Origin of the sequence: Microbacterium sp. NPDC057658 (assembly GCF_042799975.1) — a bacterium.
Taxonomy (GTDB): Bacteria; Actinomycetota; Actinomycetes; order Actinomycetales; family Microbacteriaceae; genus Microbacterium.
In genome coordinates this window covers 1,677,755-1,700,660 of sequence record NZ_JBHVHT010000001.1, presented here as the reverse complement: position 1 = coordinate 1,700,660, position 22,906 = coordinate 1,677,755, and the positions used below count along the sequence as shown (strand labels likewise).

17 protein-coding genes and 1 tRNA gene are annotated in these 22,906 nt (G+C 72.1%); 5 read left to right on the top strand and 13 right to left on the bottom strand.

Going from position 1 to position 22,906, the window contains the following annotated elements; all coding sequences use genetic code 11:
* Positions 1-91: 91 nt before the first annotated feature.
* The 4 genes from ACFU8V_RS08050 to ACFU8V_RS08035 all read right to left on the bottom strand — a co-directional run bounded on the left by ACFU8V_RS08050 (position 92) and on the right by ACFU8V_RS08035 (position 3,958).
* Positions 92-1,216 carry a 5-(carboxyamino)imidazole ribonucleotide synthase gene (locus ACFU8V_RS08050; protein ID WP_303708258.1) on the bottom strand — a complete coding sequence of 375 codons (1,125 nt, stop codon included), beginning with the start codon at positions 1,214-1,216 and terminating at the stop codon, positions 92-94.
* Between the two features lie 84 nt (positions 1,217-1,300).
* Positions 1,301-1,849, bottom strand: a complete 549-nt coding sequence (locus ACFU8V_RS08045) for a PH domain-containing protein (RefSeq protein WP_025102995.1) — start codon at positions 1,847-1,849, stop codon at positions 1,301-1,303.
* 58 nt (positions 1,850-1,907) lie between these two features.
* Positions 1,908-2,678, bottom strand: a complete 771-nt coding sequence (locus ACFU8V_RS08040) for a biotin--[acetyl-CoA-carboxylase] ligase (protein ID WP_378870305.1) — start codon at positions 2,676-2,678, stop codon at positions 1,908-1,910.
* Positions 2,675-3,958, bottom strand: coding sequence for a CDP-glycerol glycerophosphotransferase family protein (locus ACFU8V_RS08035; protein ID WP_315105810.1), 1,284 nt, complete (start codon positions 3,956-3,958; stop codon positions 2,675-2,677). Before ACFU8V_RS08035 ends, ACFU8V_RS08040 begins: the two co-directional genes overlap by 4 nt.
* Before the next feature lie 150 nt (positions 3,959-4,108).
* Here ACFU8V_RS08035 and ACFU8V_RS08030 point away from each other — a divergent pair, with 150 nt between their 5' ends.
* Positions 4,109-5,134 carry a glycosyltransferase family 2 protein gene (locus ACFU8V_RS08030; protein ID WP_249521548.1) on the top strand — a complete coding sequence of 342 codons (1,026 nt, stop codon included), beginning with the start codon at positions 4,109-4,111 and terminating at the stop codon, positions 5,132-5,134.
* 10 nt (positions 5,135-5,144) lie between these two features.
* Here ACFU8V_RS08030 and ACFU8V_RS08025 read toward each other — a convergent pair whose 3' ends face one another.
* Genes ACFU8V_RS08025 through ACFU8V_RS08015 form a run of 3 tightly spaced genes read right to left on the bottom strand, consistent with a single transcriptional unit; the run spans position 5,145 to position 9,451 of the window.
* A complete protein-coding gene (locus tag ACFU8V_RS08025; RefSeq protein WP_249521515.1) occupies positions 5,145-6,581 on the bottom strand; it encodes a CDP-glycerol glycerophosphotransferase family protein in 1,437 nt (478 codons plus the stop codon).
* Positions 6,578-7,831, bottom strand: a complete 1,254-nt coding sequence (locus ACFU8V_RS08020) for a CDP-glycerol glycerophosphotransferase family protein (RefSeq protein ID WP_025102990.1) — start codon at positions 7,829-7,831, stop codon at positions 6,578-6,580. Before ACFU8V_RS08020 ends, ACFU8V_RS08025 begins: the two co-directional genes overlap by 4 nt.
* A gap of 45 nt (positions 7,832-7,876) precedes the next feature.
* The gene (locus ACFU8V_RS08015; protein WP_085607064.1) at positions 7,877-9,451 is read right to left on the bottom strand and encodes a S1C family serine protease; all 1,575 of its coding nucleotides are present in this window, start codon (positions 9,449-9,451) and stop codon (positions 7,877-7,879) included.
* Positions 9,452-9,546: 95 nt separating this feature from the next.
* On the opposite strand from ACFU8V_RS08015, the gene ACFU8V_RS08010 reads away from it, so the two are divergent.
* The gene (locus ACFU8V_RS08010; protein ID WP_378870301.1) at positions 9,547-10,749 is read left to right on the top strand and encodes an aminotransferase class I/II-fold pyridoxal phosphate-dependent enzyme; all 1,203 of its coding nucleotides are present in this window, start codon (positions 9,547-9,549) and stop codon (positions 10,747-10,749) included.
* Positions 10,750-10,759: 10 nt separating this feature from the next.
* On the opposite strand, the gene ACFU8V_RS08005 is transcribed toward ACFU8V_RS08010, so the two are convergent.
* Positions 10,760-11,569 carry a carbon-nitrogen hydrolase family protein gene (locus ACFU8V_RS08005; protein WP_029989311.1) on the bottom strand — a complete coding sequence of 270 codons (810 nt, stop codon included), beginning with the start codon at positions 11,567-11,569 and terminating at the stop codon, positions 10,760-10,762.
* 78 nt (positions 11,570-11,647) lie between these two features.
* Here ACFU8V_RS08005 and ACFU8V_RS08000 point away from each other — a divergent pair.
* Positions 11,648-11,721 (top strand) — tRNA-Met (locus ACFU8V_RS08000).
* Positions 11,722-11,808: 87 nt separating this feature from the next.
* Positions 11,809-12,684 (top strand): aminoglycoside phosphotransferase family protein, encoded by an 876-nt coding sequence (locus ACFU8V_RS07995; RefSeq protein ID WP_378870298.1) that lies wholly within the window; start codon positions 11,809-11,811, stop codon positions 12,682-12,684.
* A gap of 15 nt (positions 12,685-12,699) precedes the next feature.
* Here ACFU8V_RS07995 and ACFU8V_RS07990 read toward each other — a convergent pair whose 3' ends face one another.
* The 3 genes from ACFU8V_RS07990 to ACFU8V_RS07980 form a co-directional block, all read right to left on the bottom strand.
* A complete protein-coding gene (locus ACFU8V_RS07990) occupies positions 12,700-13,542 on the bottom strand; it encodes a universal stress protein (RefSeq protein ID WP_378870295.1) in 843 nt (280 codons plus the stop codon).
* 337 nt (positions 13,543-13,879) lie between these two features.
* Positions 13,880-16,786, bottom strand: coding sequence for a UPF0182 family protein (locus tag ACFU8V_RS07985; protein WP_025102983.1), 2,907 nt, complete (start codon positions 16,784-16,786; stop codon positions 13,880-13,882).
* A 74-nt stretch (positions 16,787-16,860) separates the two neighbouring features.
* The gene (locus tag ACFU8V_RS07980) at positions 16,861-17,952 is read right to left on the bottom strand and encodes a PDZ domain-containing protein (RefSeq protein ID WP_085607056.1); all 1,092 of its coding nucleotides are present in this window, start codon (positions 17,950-17,952) and stop codon (positions 16,861-16,863) included.
* A gap of 118 nt (positions 17,953-18,070) precedes the next feature.
* On the opposite strand from ACFU8V_RS07980, the gene ACFU8V_RS07975 reads away from it, so the two are divergent.
* Entirely contained in the window at positions 18,071-19,471 is a 1,401-nt protein-coding gene (locus ACFU8V_RS07975) for a zinc-dependent metalloprotease (protein ID WP_378870290.1), read from the top strand.
* Between the two features lie 821 nt (positions 19,472-20,292).
* Here the strand turns inward: ACFU8V_RS07975 and ACFU8V_RS07970 are convergent.
* Together ACFU8V_RS07970 and nudC are read right to left on the bottom strand one after the other, a co-directional pair.
* Positions 20,293-22,014 carry an ATP-dependent helicase gene (locus ACFU8V_RS07970; protein WP_025102979.1) on the bottom strand — a complete coding sequence of 574 codons (1,722 nt, stop codon included), beginning with the start codon at positions 22,012-22,014 and terminating at the stop codon, positions 20,293-20,295.
* Positions 22,011-22,892, bottom strand: coding sequence for an NAD(+) diphosphatase (nudC, locus tag ACFU8V_RS07965; protein ID WP_025102978.1), 882 nt, complete (start codon positions 22,890-22,892; stop codon positions 22,011-22,013). The genes ACFU8V_RS07970 and nudC overlap by 4 nt, the downstream gene beginning before the upstream one ends.
* Between the last annotated feature and the right edge of the window lie 14 nt (positions 22,893-22,906).

Below are 22,906 nucleotides of genomic sequence, written 5' to 3'. Positions count from 1 at the left end.
GTGCAGTGGCTCGGTCACCAGATCAGGCTACGGTCTCGCGCTGGGAGAATCCCCGAGCGGCACACGTCTTTTCCCGTGTCCTGCCGCCGACTCAGTCGAACGCGGCCGCCGCGGCCCTGGCCTCGTACACCGCATCGTCGAGGTCGTTCCCGGCGACGTTGACATGCCCGACCTTGCGGCCGGGCCGAGGGGCCTTGCCGTAGGTGTGGATCTTCGCGTCCGGGTGCGCGGTCATCGCCGCCTCGAAGCGATCCCCCAGGGTGCCCTCCGCAGGACCGCCGAGGATGTTCACCATCACCGACCAGGCGGCGCGCGGCTGGGTGTTCCCCAGCGGCAGATCGGCCACGGCCCGGAGATGCTGCTCGAACTGCCCCGTGATCGCGCCGTCCTGGCTCCAGTGGCCGCTGTTGTGCGGACGCATCGCGAGCTCGTTCACGAGGATGCGCTCATCCTCGGTCTCGAAGAGCTCCACCGCGAGCATGCCGGTCACGCCGAGACCCTCGGCGATGCGACGCCCGATGTCCTCGGCGACGTCGGCGAGCCGGTCGGTGGCGGCGGGGGCCGGGGCGATGACCTCGGCGCAGACGCCGTCGCGCTGGACGGTCTCCACAACCGGATAGGAGATCATCTCTCCCCCGGGGCGCCGTGCGACCTGCTGGGCGAGCTCGCGGACGAACGGCACGAGCTCCTCGGCGAGAAGCGCGTCGGTGTCGTCCAGCGCGTCCAGCCAGTCCTGCGCCTCGGCGGCGGAACGCACGACGCGCACGCCCTTGCCGTCGTAGCCGCCGCGCGGCGTCTTCACCACGGCCGCACCGTCGTGGTCGTCGAGGAAGCGCTGCAGCTCCTCTGCCGAACGGACCGGTGCCCACTCCGGCTGGGGCACGCCGAGCTCCGCCAGGCGCGCGCGCATGACGAGCTTGTCCTGCGCGAACTGGAGGGCGTCCGGCCCCGGATGCACGGCGACGCCCTCGGCCACGAGGGCCCGCAGGACCTCCTGCGGCACGTGCTCGTGGTCGAAGGTGATGACGTCGACGTCGGCGGCGAAGGCACGAACGGTCTCGAGATCGCGGTAGTCGCCGACCGCCGTGGCGGCCAGCCCCGCGGCCATCCCCTCCTCCTCGGCGAGGACCCGCAGATCGAGTCCGAGCTCGACCGCCGGAGCGATCATCATCCGTGCCAGCTGTCCTCCGCCGATCACGCCCACGCGCAGCGCCATGTGCCGCCTCCATTCGTCATGCCCATTCTTCCGCACGCGCGAGGGCACCGGAAACGCTCGGGCACCGGGGACGCCCCCGGCGGGTCAGGACAGGTCGTCGCCGCTCGCCTGGGCGTCGCGGTGGGCCAGGATCTGGCCGACCTCGATCTGGTCGGCCAGCGTCTCGTGCACGAGGGTGACGTTGGGCACGTTGACGAGGCGCAGCGGGGCGTCGACGCCGTTGGAGAGCGTGATCGTGCCGCAGCCCCACATCCGCTGGAGCGGACCGCGGCGCACGCCGATCGTGTAGCCGCGCGCGTGGGACATCTCCCGGCGATGCCGCGAACCCAGCCCCTGCGCCGCGATCACACGACGGGTGGTGATCGTCGTCGTCCGCGAGTACCAGACGATGAACGGGATCACGACGGCCACGAGGACGACGAGGCCGGCGGCGGCGAGCAGCATCCAGTCCTCGAACCCGGCCGGCAGGTTGCCGTAGAAGTACGCGGTGACCCCGAAGACCGCGATGAGCACCAGCGCAGACCAGAAGAGGCGACGCGCGTGGCTGCGGAAGCGCGCGATGAGCAGCTCCTCGGCGGGGGTGCCGGGCGGCGGCATCAGCGGTCTTCCGCCGAGCGTCACGGGCTGGGTCACACCCCCATTGTGCCCGGGATCGCGGACAACGCCGTCCGCGGGGCGGCGTGTCCCCGCGTCACGCGGGCCGCACGTGCACGACGTCGCCCGCGGAGACGGCCTGCGCGGTCCCCTCCGCGGCGACGAGCAGGCGCCCCTCCGCATCGATGCCGACGGCCGTGCCCTCGAGGATCCGTCCGCCGGGGAGGGACACCCGCACGGCCTGTCCGATCGTGGCGCAGCGTGCCGTCACCGCCTCGCGCAGCCCGCTCGTGACCGCGCTTCCCGCGGCGGCGAGCGCGCGCAGGTGCCCGTCGAGCGCACCGAGATAGTCGTGCAGCAGCGCGTCCTCGTCGGCGACGACGTCGTGCACCGCGAACGACGTGGCCGTCGGCACCGGGAGCTCGGCGGCCGCCATGGCCGTGTTGACCCCCGCCCCCACGATGACCGCGTCCGGGCCCGCCTCGGCGAGGATCCCGCAGATCTTGCGCCCGTCGACGAGCACGTCGTTCGGCCACTTGAGCGCCACCTCGGCATCCGGGAGCTGCGCGGCGACAGCGGCCGTCATCGCCTCACCGGCTGCGAGCGGGATCCATCCCCGGGCGCGGGGATCCGTCGGGAGGTCGCGCAGGAGCACCGACACCGCGAGCGCGGTGCCCGCCGGAGCGGTCCAGCGGCGGTCGAGGCGCCCCCGTCCCGCCGTCTGGTCACGGGTGAGGAGGACGGAGAGGTGCGGCCAGGCGCGAGCGTCGTGCGCCTTCGCGCGGAGGTCGGCATTCGTCGATCCGGTCGCGTCGAGGACCTCGAGACGCGGTGCGAGCGCGGCGGCGCGCGGGAACCCGGTGCTCATACGTCCTCGTCGTCCGCCTCGTCGTCATCGTCGTCCTCGTCGCCGCGGACGGCGCCGATCTCGCGGTCGCGCCAGCGCTCCCACTCCGCCATGAGCCCGTCGACGGCGGCGTGGAACTTCTCCGTGGCGACCCCCGGCGTCGTGTCCCCGAAGTAGTGGCGGACCCACATCTGCAGGCGGGCGACCGCCGCCTCGTCGGCCCGGACGCGCTCGAGCTCGGCGACGATGTCGTCCGCAGACTCCGCGGTCAGCCATTCGCAGTCCGACAGGTAGCCGGTGGTGTCGACGGCCGCACGGTCGTCGACCGGGCGCGTGATCATGAGCGGCTTCCCGGCCGCGAGCCGGTCGTAGACCATCGCGGAGATGTCGACCACGGCGACGTCGGCGGCCGCGAGCTGCCATCCCAGCTCCGCACCGTCGTCGTACACGTGCTGAGCGGCGGGATCAGCCGCGTTCGCTGCGGCGATGGCGGCGATGATCCGGCGGTGGGCGGCCCCGTAGGCGTCGTCGACGACGCCGCTCCGCGGATGCGGGCGGTAGATCACCCGGTGACGACCGGTCTCCAGCAGTCGGGCGACGAGCCGCTCGCCGTGCGACGCGATCGAGCCGTAGTGGGCGCTCGGGCGGTCCCCCTCCCAGGTCGGCGCATAGAGCACGACGAGGCGGTCGTCCGGGGTGTACGGCAGGGAGCCCGAGTAGTGATCCGCCTGCGGACGGCCGATCTCGATCGTGCGGCGCTCCACGTCGTAGTCCCACAGCGTGCGCGAGAGGCGGTCCCTGGCGGCCTGCCCGGCCACGAAGGCGTAGTCGTACGCCTTGTACTGGTTCGTGGTCATGTACATCTTGTCGGACTCGCCGTGGTTGATGAACACGTGCCAGCGGCGGCCGTAGCGGAACATCTGGAAGTTGCGGGTGTTCTGGTTGACGTACAGCACGACGCGGATGTCCTGCGTGGCGAGGAAACGCTCGAGATCCCGCACGGTCGGCACGAAGGCGACGGGCGGCGCGTCCTCCTCGAGGAGCTTCTCCGCTCCGGTCGCCTGGCGGGCCAGCACCACGACGGGCCAGCGCTCCGCGAGCGCGGCGAGCGGGCGGTACCACTGGCGCATCTGGTACATGTTCACCGCGCCGTCGGCGAAGTACACCGCGACCCGGAAGTGATCGGCGGGATAGGGCTCCTGGGCCGCGAGGCGGCGACGGACGCGCTGCACCGCGGACCGGGACGCGAGCGCCCGTCGCAGGAGCCGATAGGCCTTGTTCGCGTCAGACAGTGCACCCATCCCTCCAGGATAGTTCGTCCCGCTGTCGTCCCCCTGGGCGCCCCGGGGTCCCGATGCTCCGCCTGGGAGAGCGCGGGGAGGCGCGCGTGACATGATCGACGTGTGCCAGCCAACGGATCCCCCGCCCCCGTCACCGGGGTGTCCTTCGTGATGCCGGTGCTGAACGAACGCGCCTACCTGGAGCACGCCGTCGCCTCGGTGCTGGCCCAGGAGGTGGGGGTTCCGACCGAGCTCGTCCTCGCGCTGGGACCGTCGTCGGACGGCACCACCGACCTCGCCCGCCGCCTCGCGGCCGCCGACGACCGGATCCGGCTGGTGGACAATCCCGCCGCGCACATCCCCGTCGGGCTCAACGCCGCCATCCGGGCCAGCCGCTACCGCACCGTCATCCGGGTCGATGCGCACTCCGAGCTCGCCCCCGGATACGCCGCCCGTGCCCTGCAGACCCTGCAGCGCACGGGAGCGGCCAACGTCGGCGGCGTCATGCACGCGGAGGGCCGCACCCCGTTCCAGAAGGCCGTCGCCCGGCTGTACAACTCCCCCGTCGGCCTCGGCGGCGGCGCGTACCACGGCGGCCGGGTCGAGGGCGAGGCCGAGTCGGCCTACCTCGGTGTGATGAGACGAGAGGTCCTCGACGAGGTCGGTCTCTTCGACGAGTCGATCCGCCGCGGCGAGGACTGGGAGCTGAACCTGCGCATCCGTCAGGCCGGTCACCGCGTATGGTTCGACCCCGAGCTGGCGGTGACCTACTGGCCCCGGGAGAGCTGGCTGCGACTGGCCAGGCAGTTCCGCGCGACGGGGGCCTGGCGAGGAGAGCTGGTGCGCCGCTTCGGGCGCCGCAACGGTCTGCGCTACTTCGCCCCGCCGGTGCTCCTGCTGTTCGTCGTGCTCGCCGTCGTGCTCGGTATCCTGCAGCTCACCGGGGTCGTGTCCGGCACGGTCTCCCTCATCGCCTCGGGCCTGGTCTACCTCCCGCTCGCGCTCTACGTGCTGCTCGTGATCGGCGTGGCCCTCGCCCCGGGCGGGGGCGGCGTGCGGCAGCGCCTGTGGACGCTGCTCGTGCTGCCCACCATGCACCTCTCGTGGGGCCTGGGATTCCTCGGGGGCGTGCTGCGCGGAGCCGGCGACACCGTGGACGCGTCCCGGCTCGGCACGCGCAACACCCCGCTGCCCTGACCTCCGACGACTACGGCGTGACGAATCCGAGGTCGAGGATCCGATCGACCACCCGCTGCGCGGCCCGGCCGTCGTCGAGCGCGTTGAACTGCCGCTGCCAGGCGGCGTAGCGCTCGGCGTAGCGCTCCCGGTGGCCCTCGTCCGCCATCGCCGCCACGAGCTCGTCCTGGGTGCGGACCAGAGGGCCGGGGGCCCGCTCCGCCAGGTCGAAGTAGAAGCCCCGGAGCTGGCCGCGGTAGTGGTCGAGGTCGGGCACGAGGAAGTACATCGGCTTGCCGGTGACGGAGAAGTCGAACATGACGGAGGAGTAGTCCGTGACGAGGGCGTCGGCGGCGAGCAGGAGCTGCGACGTCTCGGGGTAGCCGGTCACGTCGATCACCCGCGCGCCGGCACGGTCCCTGCCCTCCCCCAGCGTGCGCGAGTGACCGCGCACCAGCACGACCGCGTTCGTCTGCCGCGCCAGGAGCTCGGGATCGACGAAGTCGACCATCTCCGCCCGGTCGTCCCGCCAGGTCGGCGCGTAGAGCAGGACGCGTTCGTCCGCCCCGATGCCGAGCGCCGCGCGCACCGCGACCGGGTCACCCGTGCGCAGCGCATCGTTGCGCGGATAGCCGTCGATCCAGATCGGCCGCCCGAAGAACGCGTAGGCCTTACGGAGGATCCGTGCGGCGTACGCGTTCTGCGCCAGAAGCACATCCCACCGCCGCGACTCCTTGACCACCGCCGCCATCCGGCGGGGGTCGAAGCCGGGACGGTGCAGGGCCAGACGCTTGAGAGGTGTGCCGTGCCAGGTCTGCAGCACCTTCTGCCCCGGCTTGCGTACGAAGCGGCGCCGCATCCAGTCGTTCACGATCAGGAGCCGCGCGGCGCCGCGAGCACGCCACCATTCCGGGCTGCCCTCGATCACCGCGATCGCGCCGTCCGGCACCTCGACCGACAGGTCCACGACGCTCCAGTACCGGCGGACCTGCGGGGCGCGCCGGGCGAGTTCCCGGTCGATGGCGCGCGGGTTGCAGCCCACGCTCCGGCCGTAGAAGCTCTCGAAGAATACGGCGTTCTCCGTGCCGCCGGCCTGCGCCACGTACCGCTCCTCGAGCGTGGAGCGTCCCTCCGCCGTGTCGTACACCGGGTCGAGGGGAGCGCCGATGCGGGCGACGGCGCCGTCGACGGCGATCCGCACGCCCGGGAGCACGACCGGCGCGAGACGGAGGGCCGTCAGATCGACGCCCTCGATGCGCAGTTCGTACTCCCCGGATGGCAGAGGCAGCTCCGGACCGCCCCATCGCGACGCACGGAGCGCGAACGTCGCCTTCCAGGTCTTTCCCCCGCCGGTGAGGCGGGCTTCCACCCGCGCTCGCGGCCCGATGAGCTCGGCGCTCGTCGGACGCTCCCCGGTCCCTGCGATGACCAGCGCCTGTGCCGTGTCATCGATGCGGGCCGTCGTCATTCTGCTCCCTTCGGCGCGGGGACCCCCCGCGCACGGATCGCGCGGTACACCCGACGGGTGTTCTGGCCGTCGCGGAACGCGTGCATCTCCGCGCTGAGCGTAGCGGAACGCCCGGCGGCCTCGTCGAACGCGGCCGCGTCGCCCAGCAGCGATGCCAGCCGCGCGAGTGCGGGCTCCCACCCGGTCGCGACGCCCGACGCGGCGACCTCCTCGAAGCGGCCGTAGAAACCGCGGGTCCGGGCGTACTCCGCCACATCCGGCGCGAGGAAGACGACCGGCATGGCGAGGAGGCCCACGTCGTAGGCGAGCGAGGAGTAGTCGGTGATGAGGATGTCGACGGCAGGAAGGAGCGGCGTGACATCGCTGACGACCGTGCTGGGCAGCGCCCGCACCCGTGTCGTCGGCAGGGGCGGCGCGTAGCTGCCGTCGCCGAGCGGATGAGAGCGCACGAGCAGGACGGCGTCGTGCTCCTCCAGCACCCGGATGATCCGCATCCATTCCTCGGCCGTCGGCACGGACGGGTCGGGGGCGCCGTCCCGCCACGTCGGGGCATAGAGCACGACGCGGTCGGCGTCGCCGATCGCACCCACGGCCTCGGCGAGCAGAGCCCGTGCGTGGGCGCGGCGTTCCTGGGGTGCGCCGATCGACAGCACGTCGACGCGCGGCTCCCCCGTGACCACGACCCGGTCGTCGCTCAGTCCGAACGCGGACTCGAGGCGTGCCCTGGCCCGGTGCGACGCCGCGGGGAGCACGCGGATCCGTTGCGCGGCGCCGCGGTACAGCAGCCCGACGAGGCGCCGCAGAATCGGGGCGCCGGGGACGGCAGGCACCTGCGTCGTGGCCGGGGAGTCGAGTCCGATGCGCTTGAGCGGGATGCCGTGCCAGAGCTGCACGACGAAGGCACCGCCGTTGCCGTAGCGGTTCACGTCGCCGAGGCCGTGCGTCACGACCAGCACGCCGGCACGGGCGGTGGCCCACCAGCCGCGGAGGCCGCCCCGCGGGACGGTCCGCAGGCCGAGGGCCTCGGCGTCGGCCGCTTCGCGCGCCGACCCGGTCAGCCAGAGGGTGTCATGTCCCTCCGCTGCCGCATGCCGGTGCAGGGCGAGAGCGCCGTCGCCGACGCCGGCGCCGCAGCCGAAGACCCAGCGCCGGCCGCGCGGCACGACGAGGGTGCCCAGGCGACCGAGGGCGTACAGCGGGATCCGGAGCAGCTTGGCCGCGTTGCCGGTGCCGAAAGAGAAGGACGCCACCCGGCGAGCCTATCGCGCGGGTGGCGTCCTTCTCTGACGGGGCGATCAGCCGGCGAGCGTGCCGAGCGTCACCTCGATCTGACTCTGCTTGCCGTTGCGGACGTAGGTCACGTCGGCCGTGCTGTCGGCTGCCGCCGCGCGGACCTGAGCGGTCAGGTCGGTCGCGCTCGTGATCGGCACCCCGTTGAAGTTCGTCACGACGTCGCCGGCCTGGAGACCGGCGGCCGCGGCCGCGCCCCCGTCGGTGACCTCGGCGATGTACGCACCGGCCTCGGTCGCGCCCTCGACGCCGGAGGCATCGCGGACCGATGCGCCGAGCAGACCGTGGGTGGCCGCGCCGTCGGCGATGATCTCGTCCGCGACGCGCTTGGCGATGTTGGACGGGATGGCGAAGCCGATGCCGATCGAGCCCGACTCCTCGGAGCTGCCCGAGCTCGCGATGGCGACGTTGATGCCGATCAGCTCGCCCTTGCTGTTGACGAGGGCGCCGCCCGAGTTCCCGTGGTTGATCGCGGCATCCGTCTGGATCACGGCGATCGAGATCGACTCGGTGGCCTGCTGCCCGCTGTTCCCGGGCAGATCGAACTGGAACGGCCCTTCGCTCTGCCCGTCCTCCGGCGCCTGCTGCTGCGGGGCGTCCTCGGAGGAGGAGTCGGGAAGCGCGGACGAGGCGATCTGGATGCTGCGGTTCAGCGCGCTCACGATGCCCGTGGTGACGGAGTTCGCCAGGCCCAGCGGGGCGCCGAGCGCGACGGCGGTGTCGCCGACGTTGAGCTTCGACGAGTCCGCGAACTCGATCGGCGTGAGGCCCTCGGCGTCGGTGAGCTTGATCACCGCGAGGTCGTAGATCGGGTCCGTGCCGACCACGGTGGCGTCGTAGATACGGCCGTCGGAGGTCGTGACGCGGATCGTCGGATCGGCCGCCGCCCCACCGAGGGTGACCACGTGGGTGTTGGTGAGGACGTAGCCGTCCTTGCTGATGATGACGCCCGAGCCGCTGCCGGCCTCCTGCGATCCGGCCACCTCGATGGTGACGACGGAGGGCAGGGCCTCGGTCGCGACGGCAGTGGTCTCGTTGACCGAGCCGGGGTTGTTGACGGTGACGGTCTGCGGGCCCTGAGCGGTGCCGGAGGACGGGGAGTCCTGCAGCCCGGTGAGCAGGGCGCCGCCGCCGAATCCGGCGACGCCGCCGACGAGGGCGGCCGCGACGATGAACGCCGCCACGCGGGTGCCGCCGCGCGACTTCTCCTTCGTGGCCGCGGGGGCCTGCTCGGCCGGCGGCACGGTGCCGTCGAGCGACCGGGTGTCCTGCGCCGGGACGCCGAATGCGGCGCCGGGGACGCCCGCCGCGGCGGGACCGGGCGCGGCCAGCCCGTGCGGCACGGGTGCCACGGTCGGGGTGCCGGCGGCGTGCGACGCGAACGTCGGCGGCATGTGGTGGCCCTGCGGGGCGACCGGGGCGGAAGCGGCCGGAGCGCCCGTCACAGGGGTGCCGTCGGCGGCCGGAGACGGCGCGCTCGGCGCGGCCTCGGGGGTCTGAGGGGTCTGGGGGGTGTGTCCGGCCGACACGGCGTCGTCCGACGCCGGTGCCGGGCGGTCCTGCGGGTTGTCCTGGTTCATGGTGTGCTCCTTCAACGCCCCTCCAGGATGCCCCGCATCCCTGTGCGTTCCTTATGCCCAGCGTGAGTTTCCGCTATGGCCTTAGCCTGTTCTTCATGAGTGTCATCCCCGGCGCATGGCGTCGCACGGCGGCCGGTGCCGGTCTGCTCGACGCGGACGGAACCGTCGCGCCCACCATCTTCGCAGAGATGTCCGCCGCGGCGGTCAGGACCGGAGCCATCAACCTGGGGCAGGGGTTCCCGGACGAGGACGGCCCGGAGGCGGTGCTCGACGCCGCACGCGCCGCGATCGCCGACGGGGTCAACCAGTACCCGCCGGGACGCGGGTTCCCCGACCTCCTGACGGCCATCGCAGAGCACCAGCGGCGGTTCTACGGACTCGAGGTGGACCCGGGCACCGAGGTCATCGTGACGGCCGGCGCCACCGAGGCCCTCACCGCGACCCTGCTCGCCCTGATCGACGGGTCGGAGGACGAGGTCGTCGTCTTCGAGCCCTACTACGACTCGTACGCCGCCGCGGTGGCGCTCGCGGGTGCCCGGCTCCGGACGGTGCCCCTGCGGGCGCCCGGGTTCCAGCCCGACCTGGATCAGCTGGCGGAGGCCGTCACGGACCGGACCAGGATCATCCTCGTCAACGACCCGCACAACCCCACCGGAGCCGTCTTCGACGAGGAGGTGCGCCGCGAGGTGGTGCGCCTGGCCGTGCGGCACGACGCCGTGATCGTCACCGACGAGGTGTACGAGCACCTCACCTTCGACGCCCCGCACGTCCCGATCGCCACCCTGCCCGGTGCCGCGGAGCGGACGCTCACCATCTCATCGGCGGGGAAGACCTTCTCGACCACGGGGTGGAAGATCGGCTGGATGCACGGCCCCGCCGCACTCATCACGGCCGTCCTGACCGTCAAGCAGTACCTCACCTACGTCAACGGCGCCCCCTTCCAGCCCGCCGTCGCCGTCGGGCTCCGCCTCGACGACGCGTTCTTCACGGACGCGGCCGCCGTGCTCGCCCGCAAGCACGCGATCCTCGGCGACGGTCTCCGCGCCGCCGGCTTCACGGTCCACGCACCGCAGGGCGGCTACTTCACTGTGGCCGATGCGACGGCGCTCGGCGGCGCCGATGCGGCGGCCTTCTGCCGCACGCTTCCTGACCGGGCCGGCGTCGTCGCGATCCCGCTCACTGCCTTCGTGTCCCCCGCGCAGCGCTCGGCGTACGCGGGGCTCGTGCGTTTCGCGGCGTGCAAGCGCATCGATGTCCTCGAGGAGGCGGCGGCGCGCCTCGCCGGCCTGAACCCGTGAGCGGGTCCGGTCAGCGCGGCACCACAGCGTAGCGGCGGGCCCGCAGCGAGGGATTGGTCGCACGGACGCGCGCGATCGCCGCGCCGTCGACCACGCCGAGGGCCACTCCGGGCTCGGAGCCGATGCCGGCGCGGACGACGCCCTGCGGGTCGACGATGCGCGAGTGGCCCACGCCGATCGGCGCCGGGTGGTCGGCGGCGATCACGAACACCGTGTTCTCGATGGCCCGCGCGGCGAGCAGGGTGGTCCAGTGCTGCTCCTTGAGCGGTCCGCGCACCCACTCCGCGGGCACCACGAGCGCATCGGCACCGGCGACCGCGAGAAGCCGCGACAGCTCGGGGAACCGCAGGTCGTAGCAGGTCATCAGCCCGAAGCGCAGTCCGCCGACCTCGAACACCGCGGGCTCGCCGATCTCCCCCGGCTCCACCCAGTCCGACTCGGTCTGCCCGAACGCGTCGTAGAGGTGCTGCTTCCGGTAGACCGCGAGGATGCCGTCGCCGCGCACGGCGACGACGCTGTTGCGCACGCGCCCCTCGTCCGAGGCCCTCTCCGTGACGCCCGCGACGATGACGACGGCGAGCTCCGCGGCCAGACCGATCAGCCCGGTCACGAACTCGCCGTCGAGACCCTCCGCATTCGCCGCGAGGCGTTCGTCCATCGGGTCGACGAAGTAGCTCGAGTACTCGGGGAACACGATCAGCTTCGCCCCGAGGCGCGCGGCCTCCGTCGCCAGCTCCGCGATCCGTTCCCGGTTGGCCTCGCGGGAATCCGTGGGGGCGAACTGGCACACGGCGACGGGCACGGCGGTGTTCTCAGACATGACGCCATCCTCTCGCACCCGCTGCCGCCGCGCTCGATTCGACGGCTCCCCGGATCCGTGATAAGTTATCTCTTGTGCCGCGGGGTGGAGCAGTTCGGTAGCTCGCCGGGCTCATAACCCGGAGGTCGCAGGTTCAAATCCTGTCCCCGCAACAAATGAAAGGCCCTCTGGCCGGGAGAAATCCCAGGCCGGAGGGCCTTTCGCATGTGGCGGGAGCCGACCTCTGCGAGTATCGAGGGGTGAACCGACCGGTCGACATCGATGAGCGGCTCGTCGCCGACCTCATCGCGGAGCAGTTCCCCCGCTGGGCGCACCTGCCCGTCCGCGCTGTGGCGCGTCAGGGGTGGGACAACAGGACGTTCCGTCTCGGCGACGAGTTGTCGGTGCGACTTCCTCGTGCCGAGGCCTACGCCGCGGCCGTGCCGAAGGAGAGCGGAGCGCTCGAGTTCCTCGACGGAAGGCTTCCCGTCGCCGTTCCCTCCGTCGTGGCGCTGGGGGCGCCAGGCCCGGGCTACCCGTTTCCGTGGTCGATCCGCCGGTGGCTCGACGGCGACACCGTCGAGCGCGCCGCGGGTCTCGATCGCGTTCGCCTCGCCGTCGATCTCGGGGCTGTTCTCCGCACCGTGAGATCCCTGCCCGTGGACGCGGGCTGGGCGGCCGGTCGGCACTCGTTCTTCCGCGGTTCGCATCCGAGCGTCTACAGCGATGAGGTCCACGCCGCGCTCCAGCGGCTTGACGGCATCCTGGACGCGGAACTCTGCCGGAGCGTCTGGCTCGACGCGACGAGCAGCGCGTGGGAGTCCTCGCCGGTCTGGTTCCACGGCGACGTCGCCGTCGGCAACCTGCTCGTCAGCGACGGCCGCCTGTCGGCCATGATCGACTTCGGCACCTGCGGCGTCGGCGATCCGGCCTGCGACCTCGTCATGGCATGGACGTACTTCGACGGGGACGCGCGCGATACGTTCCGCGACGCCGTCGACCTCGATGCCGCGACCTGGCGACGGGCTCGCGGCTGGGCACTCTGGAAGGCCCTGGTGACTCTCTCCGACGGGTCAGGGCCGGGCGGCGACGACAGCCGACGCGTGCTCCACAAGGTGCTGACCAGCCCGCTCTAGGCCTGCGGCCCCCGGTCAGCGCACGACGGCGGTGGGCGCCACGAGCGCGGCGAGCACCTCGTGGCTGATGGAGCCGAGCAGGAAGCGGGCGACCGCGCCCCGCCCGTGCGAGCCGACCACGGCGAGGCTCGCGGTGGCGGCGGCGCGGTTGATGACCTCGGACGGATATCCGCGTTCGACTCGGGGCTGGATCTCGAGATCCGGATAGGTCGAGCGCAATCCGCCGAGAGCGACGGCGAGGGTCTCCTCGGACAGCTCCTGCATGGAGGAGAGGTACTGCTCGGGATACGCCCTCGCTCCGCGCGGGAGGGGGACGGGAGTCCATACCGTCACCGCGACGAGGGGCTCGCCGAGACGGTCGGCTTCGGCAGCGGCGAAGGCGACGGCGGCTTCCGAGATCGGAGACCCGTCCACCCCGACGACCACACCGCGACGGTCGCTCGTCTCGATGTCGGGGATCACCACGACGGGGCAGGAGGAGTCGGCGACGATGCGCACCCCGTGGGCCCCGCGCCGCGGGCTGTCCGCGTCATCGGGACGGAAGTCGCTGCCGATCACGAGGAGGTTCGCGCCCGCGGTGGTCGAGACGAGCTGACGGACAGGGTCGCCGCGGAGCACGACGATGTCGACGTCCAGGCCCTGATCCTTCAGCGTCTCCGCGTGCTCCTCCAGCAGACTCCGCGCCGCCGCGATCGCAGCGTCGACCACAGGGCCCTCCCCGACGGCGCCGACCGCTCCCCCGACGACGCTCGCGAGGAGCAGCGTGGCCTTCCGCGACCGGGCGCGGTGCGCGGCCCACTCCAGTGCTCGTCGTCCCGCCGACGTGTCCACCACTCCCACAACGATGCGCTCAGCCACGGCACCCTCCCTGTTCCCCTCCACCCTCCCATGCCACCCCCTCCCCGCGCGACGGTCCGTCCCGGACAAAACCCTCCGCCAGCTCAGGCACTCCCGCCCGTTCAGGCTTCCTGCCCAGAGGGCGCCTGACCTCGCGCGCCCGCCTGATGCCGCGAGAACGCCTGTCCCGCCGCGCCACGCGCGCAACCAGGCACCCGCGCGGAATCAGGCTCGCGTGCAGGGTGGCGCCTGATCTCGCGCGAGCGCCTGATGCGGCGGCCCGGCTTCCGGCGCACCACCGGTTCCGGGAACGCGAAAGGGCACCCCGTGGGGGTGCCCTTTCGTGTGCGTGGGAGGATCACTCTCCCGCGGCGGCCTCCAGCTCCAGGAGCTTCTCGACGGCCGCGGTGAGGCGCTTGTCCGCCTCGCCGAACTTCTCCAGGTCGCCCTCGGCGAGAGCCGCCTGGCGGTCGAGCAGCGCCTGCTGCGCCTTCGCCAGGGCATCGGCCTGCTCGTCCGTCGGCGTCGGCGTGGTCGGCGTTTCGCCGGTGTCGGGATCGGTCGTTCCCGGATCGGTGGGTTCGACCTCGTCGTCACCACCGGTCGCGCCGGAGTCGCCGCCGAACAGCGTGTCCAGCGCCTCGGTCAGCGTGTTCTCGAAGGCCACCCGGTCACCGAAGGCGACGAGCACCTTCTGCAGACGCGGCAGCTGCGTCCCCTCGGACGACTGCACGTAGACCGGCTGGACGTAGAGCAGACCGCCACCGACGGGCAGGGTCAGCAGGTTGCCGTAGATGACCTCGGACTCCCCCTGCTGGAGCAGGTTGAGCTGCGGGACCACCGCGGTGTCGGAGTTGTAGGTGTTCTGCACCTGACCGGGACCGGGCACCGTGGTGTCGGTGTCGATCTCGAGCATGCGCAGCTGCCCGTACCCCTCGGCCTTCACGCCCTTCTCGGCGCCGGCATCCGAGTCGACGGCGAGGTAGCCCATCAGCACGTCACGGCTGCCACCCGCGCCCTGGGAGGCCGGGATGAACGTGGAGAACATCGAGAACCGCGGTTCGTCCTGACCCGGCATCTGCATGGTCAGGTAGTACGGCGGCTGCAGCATCGCGTCGCTGCGCGGGTCGTTCGGCGTCTGCCAGCGGTTGTCCTGCTGGGCGAACGAGCCGGCCTTGTCGACGTGGTAGATGCCGAGGATGTCGCGCTGCACCTTGAACAGATCGGTCGGGTACCGGACGTGGCTCATGAGCTCGCCGGACATCTCGCTGATCGGCTTGAGGGTGGACGGGTAGACCTTCTGCCAGGTCTTCAGGACCGGGTCCTCCTCGTCCCAGGCGTACAGCGTGACCGAGCCGTCGTAGGCGTCGACCGTGGCCTTGACCGAGTTGCGGATGTAGTTGATGTCGTCGATCGCGAGCGACGGCGTCGGCACGTTCGAGTCGGCGATCGCGTCGGACAGGCTCACGCTCGTCGAGTACGGGTAGGTCGAGCTCGTCGTGTAGCCGTCCACGATCCAGACGATGCGGCCGTCCACGACGCTCGGGTACGGGTCGCTGTCGAGCTCGAGGTACGGCGCGACCTTCTGCACGCGGGTCTTCGGGTCGCGGTCGTAGAGGATCTGGGAGTCCTCGTTGACGAGGTTCGAGAACAGGATCTGCTCCGACTGGAACTTGAGCGCGTAGAGCAGCTTGGTGAAGCTGTCGCCGATCTTCGGCCCGCCGTTCCCGGAGAACGTCGTCTTCGTCTCGCTCGAGCCGTCCTTGCCCCGCGGGTAGTCGATCTCGACCGGGTCGGCCCCCTCGGGGGCGCCCACGATGGAGTACTCCGGGGAGTTCTCGCCGAAGTAGACCCGCGGCTCGAAGTCGCCCTGCTCGGACAGGAAGCCCGAGGTCGGGATGCCGCGCTCGAGGAAGACGGGCTCGCCGTCGGTCGTGCGCTGGTTGCCCGCCGCGGCGACGAGGCCGTAGCCGTGCGTGTAGACCGCGACGCGGTTGTTCCAGTTGTCGCCGTCGCCGAGGCCCGACATGTCGAGGTCACGGACGGAGACGACGGTGTCCTGCTTCACGCCGTCGATCTCGTAGCGGTCGACGTCCATGGTCGTCTGGAACTGGTAGTAGCCGCGGTACTGCTCAAGCTGACGGACCGTCGGCGGGATGACCTTCGGGTCCATGATGCGGATCGACGCGGTGGTCTCGGCGTCGGCGCGGAGCTGCCCCGCCTCGGCGTCGGTCTCGGCCTCGAAGGCCGTGGTCTCCAGGTCGGCGACGCCGTAGGCCTCCTTCGTGCCGTCGATGTTCCGCTGGTAGTACTCGGCCTGGTAGGCGTTCTGGTTCGGCTTGACCTGGAAGGTGGTGACCACCCACGGGTAGCCGATGCCGATGACGAGCGAGGCCACGATCAGCAGCGCGGTCGCCGCGAGCGGGAAGCGCCAGCGGCCGATGACGGCCGTGACGAAGAAGAGGATGGCGACGACGGCGGCGATGATCGCGAGGATGCCGAGGCCGGGGATGGTCGCGTTGGCGCCGGTGTAGGCGGCACCCGTGATGCGGTCGTCCGGCTCGACGAGGGTCTTGTAGCGGTCCAGCCACAGGCTCGCCGCCTGCACGAGCAGGTAGAGACCCGCGATGACCGCGAGCTGGATGCGGGCCGGCTTGGAGATGCGCAGCTCGCCCTGGCCGACGCGCACCGAGCCGTAGAGGTAGGACACGAGTGCGGTGACGAGGAGGCTGAGCAGCAGGACCGCCGAGACGAACGCGAGGAGGATCGAGTAGAACGGCATCGCGAACATGTAGAAGCCGGTGTCGACCTTGAACTGCGGGTCGACCTCACCGGTGGCGACGCCGTTGGCCCACAGCCACACGGTCTTCCAGTTGCCCGCTGCCGCGAACCCCGCGAAGAGGCCGAAGAAGATGGGCATGCCCCACATCGCCAGGCGCCGCAGCGGCTCGATGACCTCCTGGTAGCGGTCGAGCTGCGAGCTCAGCCGGACGTAGACCGGGCGGAGCCGGTACGCGAGCTGGATGACGACGAACAGCGGCACGGCCATGCCGAGGAAGCCGACGACGAACATCACCGCCGTCGCGATCCACTGCGTGGTGAGCACGCCGGTGAACCCGACCTGGTCGAACCAGAGGAATTCGGTGTAGAGCGACGCGAAGACGAAGAACGCCGCGATGAGCGCGGCGATGATCACCAGGGAGATTCCGAGGATGCGTCGGGAGGTTCGAGGCGTGGCCGGGGGCTGGGCTGGGGTCGAGGTCACCCCTCCATCCTAGGCACCGCTCGCTGTGGGCGGGCTGTCACACCGGTCACGGCGGGGTCACGACCCGCGCCGGTTCAGGTGGCCGGGACGTCGCAGGTCGGCAGCGCGTCGACGTCGCCGTCCTCGGCGATGACCTCCAGCGCCGCGAGCGATTCGTCGAGGGTCGCGGTGCGGATGACCTGCAGGCCGTCCGGAACGTGCCCCACGACCTCGTCGCAGTTCGCCTCCGGGGCGAGGAAGTAGTCCGCACCGGCGTCGCGGGCGCCGTAGAGCTTCTGGCGGATGCCTCCGATCGGCCCGACGGTCCCCTCGGCGTCGATCGTCCCCGTACCCGCGACCTCCTTGCCGCCGTTCAGCTCGCCCGGCGTCAGGGTGTCGATGATCCCGAGAGCGAACATCATCCCCGCGCTGGGGCCGCCGACGTTGTCGAGCTGGATCGTGACGTCGACCTCGAAGTCGTAGTCCGTGCGCAGCGTGATGCCGATCAGCCACGTCGTCGTGCCGTCCTGGGTCTGCTCCTCTGGCGTGATCTCCACGGTCTGCTCGTCGCCGTCGCGGCGCACCGTGAGCGCGACCGGATCGCCGCCCGCCTCCTGGATGGCCTCGCGCAGCGCGGTGGCCGAGGTCACGGGCGTGCCGTCGATCGCGGTGATCACGTCGTCCGCCTGGAGCAGACCGTCGGCCGGCGACCCTTCGACCGCATCGACCACGACGACCTCGGCTCCCGTGTCGTAGCCGAGCTCGTTCAGCGCGGCGGCCGTCGCCTCGTGCTGCGAGTCGACCATGAGCATCGCGTTGCGCTCGTCCCGCTGCTCGGTGGTGACGCCCTCGGGGAAGACCGCGTCCAGCGGCACGACGGCCCGCGACGCGTCCATCCAGGCGAGTGCGAGCTCGAACCAGCTCGGCGTGCGCTCCCGGTTGCCGACGACCTGGACGGTGGTGAGGTCGAGCGTTCCGCCCGTCTCGTAGGTCTCCGTCCCCTCCACGCTGATGAGCGGGACCTGCTCGCCGTCCGCGTTCTTCGCGGTGCCGAGGGTGTCGTACACGGGACCAGGGCGCTGGATGACGTACGGCGAGGGCAGGAACGTGAGGACGGCGAGCGCCGCGAGCGCGACCACCAGCGCCCAGACCCCGAGTCCGAGCTTCCCTGCGCGCGGTCGTTCCACAGCAATCCTCCGTCGTTCGCGAGCGGCGTACAGCGATCTGCCCGCTTCGGGGTCGCGCACTGAAACCTGTGACTAGCGTAGATGCCACGGCTTCAGACGTGCTGAGAGGGCGAGCGACATGGCAGACAACGAACCGAACCCGGAGGACTTCCAGGAGTTCCTGCGACGGATGCTCTCGAACCAGGGCGGCGGCGACATCGACCCCGAGGCGCTCCGCGGCGCCTTCCAGGGGATGGACGGCTTCACGTTCGACCCGGCGATGATGCAGACGATCATGGCGCAGCTCCAGGGTGCCTTCGGCGGCGATCCGTGGGAGAACTCGCTCCGGCAGGCCCTGCACATCGCCAACCGCGAGGGCCAGGGCATCGCCGACGGCTCACGATCCTCCCTCGCCGACTCCTTCGCTCTGGCGAACCTGTGGCTGGGCGAGGTGACCACCATCTCCGAACTCGCCGCTCCCCCGGTGGCGATGACCCGCGGCGAGTGGGTCGAGAAGACGCTGCCGGTGTGGAAGGAGATCGCCGGCCCCGTCTCGACGAGCATCGCCGACGCCCTGACGGCCGCGCTCGACACCCAGGTCCCCGAGGAGATGCGCGGTGTCGTGCAGGGTGCGGGACGCCTGATGCGGGGCCTGGGCGGCTCCGTCTTCGCCGCCCAGTTCGGGCAGGTGCTCGGCAACCTCTCGCTCGAGGTCGTCTCCGGCGGCGACGTGGGCATCCCCGTGCTGCCGGCGGGCACGGCCGCCGTGATCCCGCAGAACCTCACGGCTTTCGGTGAGGGACTCGAGATCCCCGAGGACCAGATCGCGCTCTACATCGCCACCCGCGAGCTCGCCTACGCCCGCCTGTACCGTCACGCCAAGTGGCTGCATCTGCACGTGATGGCGCAGATCACCGATTTCGCCCGCGGCGTGACGGTGGACGTCGACGCCCTGGAGGACGTGGCGAGCCGCCTCGATCCCTCGAACCCCGAGGAGCTGCGCGCGGCGATCGAGGGCGGCGCCCTCCTGCCCACGCAGACCGAGGCGCAGCGCGAGGCCCTCGCCCGCCTGGAGAACCTCATCGCGACCATCGACGGCTGGGTCGACGTGGTCACGGCGGAGGCCACCACCCGGCTGCCCGACGGCGGCAGGGTCGCCGAGGCGGCCCGCCGCCGTCGCGCGGTCGGCGGCCCGGCGGAGGACGCCCTCGGCGCGCTCGTCGGGCTCAAGCTCCGCCCGCGGCGCATCCGCGAGGCATCGGCCATGTGGCGCGCGGTCACGGATGCCGTCGGCGTCGCCGCCCGGGATTCCCTGTGGGACTACCCCGACCTCATGCCCACCGCCGAGGACATCGACGACCCGACGGCGCTGATCGCACGTCTGCAGGCCGCCGAGCGCGGGGAGCAGCCCGAGGCGGACGAGTTCGACGAGGCGCTCGCGCGCCTGCTGGACGGCGACGACTTCTCCGGGGAGACGCCGGCCGAGGGCAGCGGCGAGGACGGCGACGACGACGCTCCGGAGGGCGAGCGCCCGGTCTGAGCCCGGGTCATCGAGGACGACTGAGCACTCTCCCTCCCCGACCGGGCAGAGCCCGCCGATTTCTCCACCGATCCCTCGAACCGGTCTGCGGCCTCGCGCGGCTCCGCAGAATCGAGGGGTGCCGCTCACCCCGACGACCCTGACCCGTCTCGATCCCGCGTTCCCGCTGCTCTGGCGCGATGGGACGACCCTCCAGATCGGCGACGACCCCGGCATCCGGGTCCCGGCCTCCGCACCGTGGGTCGAACGGGTCCTCAGCCGCATGCGCCGAGGATTCCGGCGCAGCGCGTTCGACGTCATCGCGCACCGCGCGGGTGCACCGTGGTCCGAGGCGCGACGGCTGCTGGCCGTCGTCGAACCCGCGCTGCAGGATGAGCCCGCTCCGCCGCGCGCCGCCCGCGTCTCCGCGCTCGGCCTCACCGACACGCGCGCGGAGGGGCGGCTGTGCGAGACGCTCGAGGACGAGGGCGTGCCGCTCGCGACGGCCGAGGAGCGGGGGTCGACGGCGGTCGCCGTCGTCCTCGTCCCCGGCGCGGCGGCCGCCGTGCAGTTCGCCCCGATGCTGCGCGCCGACCACCCGCACCTGCCCGTCGCGGTCGAGCCCGCGCGCATCACCGTGGGGCCGCTCGTGATCCCCGGGGTCACGCCGTGTCTGAGCTGCCGGGACGCCGAGGACACCGCTCGCGATCCGGCCTGGCCGCTCCTGCACGGTCAGCTCGTCGGCCGCGACCCCGGACGCCTCACGCTCGCCAGGGTGGCTGCCGCCGGGGCCGTCGCCGCGCATCTCCTGCGCGCGGCCGATCCGGCGCGCATCGCCAGGGTCAGCGCGGACGGCGGGATCGCGTGGCGTTCGGTGCGGTTTCGCGCAGAATGCCTGTGCCGCGCGCCGTCGTGCCCATCTCCGCCAGGAATCGCGACGGCGCCCGCTCGCCGCGCCCCGCCGTCCGTGCCCACGACAGCTCCAGCGTGCGCGCAGCCCGCGTGACCCCGACGTAGGCCAGACGCCGTTCCTCGTCGACGGCCTCGAACGTCGTGGCGTAGGAGATCGGCAGAGACCCCTCCGCCCATCCGGCCAGGTACACGTGCGGCCACTCCAGGCCCTTCGCGGCATGCAGCGTCGACAGCGTCACCGTCCGCATCGTCGGCTCGTGCTGATCCTTCGCGCGGGCCATGAGGTCGTCGCTGAAGGACCGCAGAGTCGTCTCCGGCCCCGCCTCCTCCGCGAGACGGAGGATGGCACGCCGCGCCTCCCACCCGTCGCGCTGGGCTCCCCCGGCTGCCGGAGGCTCCTCGGTGAGTCCCAGCTCGCGCAGCACCCGTCGCACCCCGGGCAGGAAGCCGTGCTCGGTCGGCGCCACCGCCGCCGCACGGAGCGCGAGGATCGCCTGGCGCACCTCCGGCATGGCGAAGAACCGCGTGCCCCCGAGCACCGAGGTGGCGATGCCCTCGGCGGCGAGCGCCTGCTGGAGCACCGCGGACTGCGCATGGGCGCGATACAGCACGGCGATCTCCGCCGGGGACGCGCCCCCGGCGATCCGGGCCGCGACGCCGGCGGCGATGCCCGCGGCCTCCTCGGCCTCCGTGTCGTACGCGGTGACCGTCGGCGGCTCCGCCGTGAACTGCTCCCGGGCCGGGACCAGCTCCAGCGCGCCGGGCCTGCCGTGCATCAAGGCGTTCGCCGCCGTCAGGATGGGGGCCTGGGACCGGTAGTTCGTCTCCAGCCGGATGACCGTCGCGTCGGGGTGCCGCCGCTCGAACTCGAGGAGGAAGCGCTGCTCCGCCCCGGCGAACGAGTAGATCGTCTGGCTGGCGTCGCCGACCACGCAGATGTCGTGCCGATCGCCCAGCCAGAGCTCCAGGAGCCGGTTCTGGAGCGGCGACACATCCTGGAACTCGTCGACGGTGAAGTGCCGGTACTGCTCGTGGACGGCGGCCGCGACCCGGGGCTCGGTCTCCAGCATCCCCGCGCAGGCGAGCAGCACGTCCTCGAAGTCGAGTTGATGACGCTCGTCCTTGAGCGCCTCGTAGCCGCGCATCAGCTCCACGAGCTGCGTGGGGTCGATCCCGCTGATCGGGCGACCGAGCTCCGCGTACCGGTCGATCGAGATCATCGAGACCTTCCGCCACTCGATCTCCGCGGCGATGTCGCGCAGGGTCGCCGTACTCGGACGCAGGCGGATGGCATCGGCGGCCTGGCCCAGCAGGCGCACCTTGTTGTCGATGATCGACGGCGCGGGCGCACCGGCCAGGGTGGGCCAGAAGAAGTTGAGCTGTGCGAGGGCCGCCGCGTGAAAGGTGCGGGCGGCCACGCCCTCGACCCCGAGCGCACGGAGGCGGCCGCGGAGCTCGCCGGCGGCCTTCGCGGTGAACGTGACCGCCATCACGCGCGACGGCGAGTAGGCACCCGTGTCCACCCCGTGCGCGATGCGATGCGTGATGACCCTGGTCTTGCCCGTCCCGGCCCCCGCGAGCACCGCCACCGGGCCCCGCAGGACCGAGGCCGCCGCTCGCTGCCGCTCGTCGAGGGCATCGAGTGCGCTCACGGGCGCTCCTCGAACCAGTCGACGATGAGGGCCCGCGCGATCGAGGCCGGCCCCGGGAGTCCGACCGGACCGTTCCCCGCGAGCGCGGAGCCGATCTCCGTCCGCGTGAACCACCGGACGTCGATGATCTCCTCGCCGTCCGGGCGCGCCGCCGCGTCGTCCTCGACGACCGCCCGGAAGCCGACCATGAGCGACCGCGGGAACGGCCACGGCTGCGAGGAGACGTAGCGGAGGGCCGACAGCCGCACGCCGGACTCCTCCTCGATCTCCCGGTGCACGGTGGCTTCGAGGGACTCGCCCGCCTCGGTGAAACCCGCGAAGCAGGAGTACATGCGTCCGCCCCAGTTGGCGTTGGCGCCGAGCAGCAGCCGCTCGCCGTCCCCGCTCTCGACGGCGACGATCACGGCGGGATCGGTCCGCGGGAAGTGCTCGCGCCCGCACACCAGGCACCGTCGAGACCAGCCCGCGTTGCGCAGCTCCGTCCCTCCACCGCAGGTGGGGCAGAACGGGGCGTCGCGGAGCCAGCCGGCCAGGGCGACGGCGGCGACCAGGACCTCGGACTCCCCCGCGTCCAGGCGCCCGCCGAGGTCGCGGAGCCCGAGCCAGATCTCGTCGGGCGCGGTGTCGAGGGCATCGGTCTCCGGCGGCAGCGCGGCGAGCAGGAGCGCCGCGCCGTCGGCATCCCGGCCGAGCAGCGCCCATGTCCCGTCCGCGACCTCGTCCGGCGAGACGCGCAGCAGCGCGGAGGCCGCCACGCGCACACGTCCCTCCCGGACGACGACGACGCGCGAGCCCGCGTCGTCGCGCAGACGCTCGAGCACGCCCTCCTCCTCGCGGAGTTCGGCGGCGCGGTCGAAGAACGGGCGCGGAATGCTCATCGACTCCCCCTTTC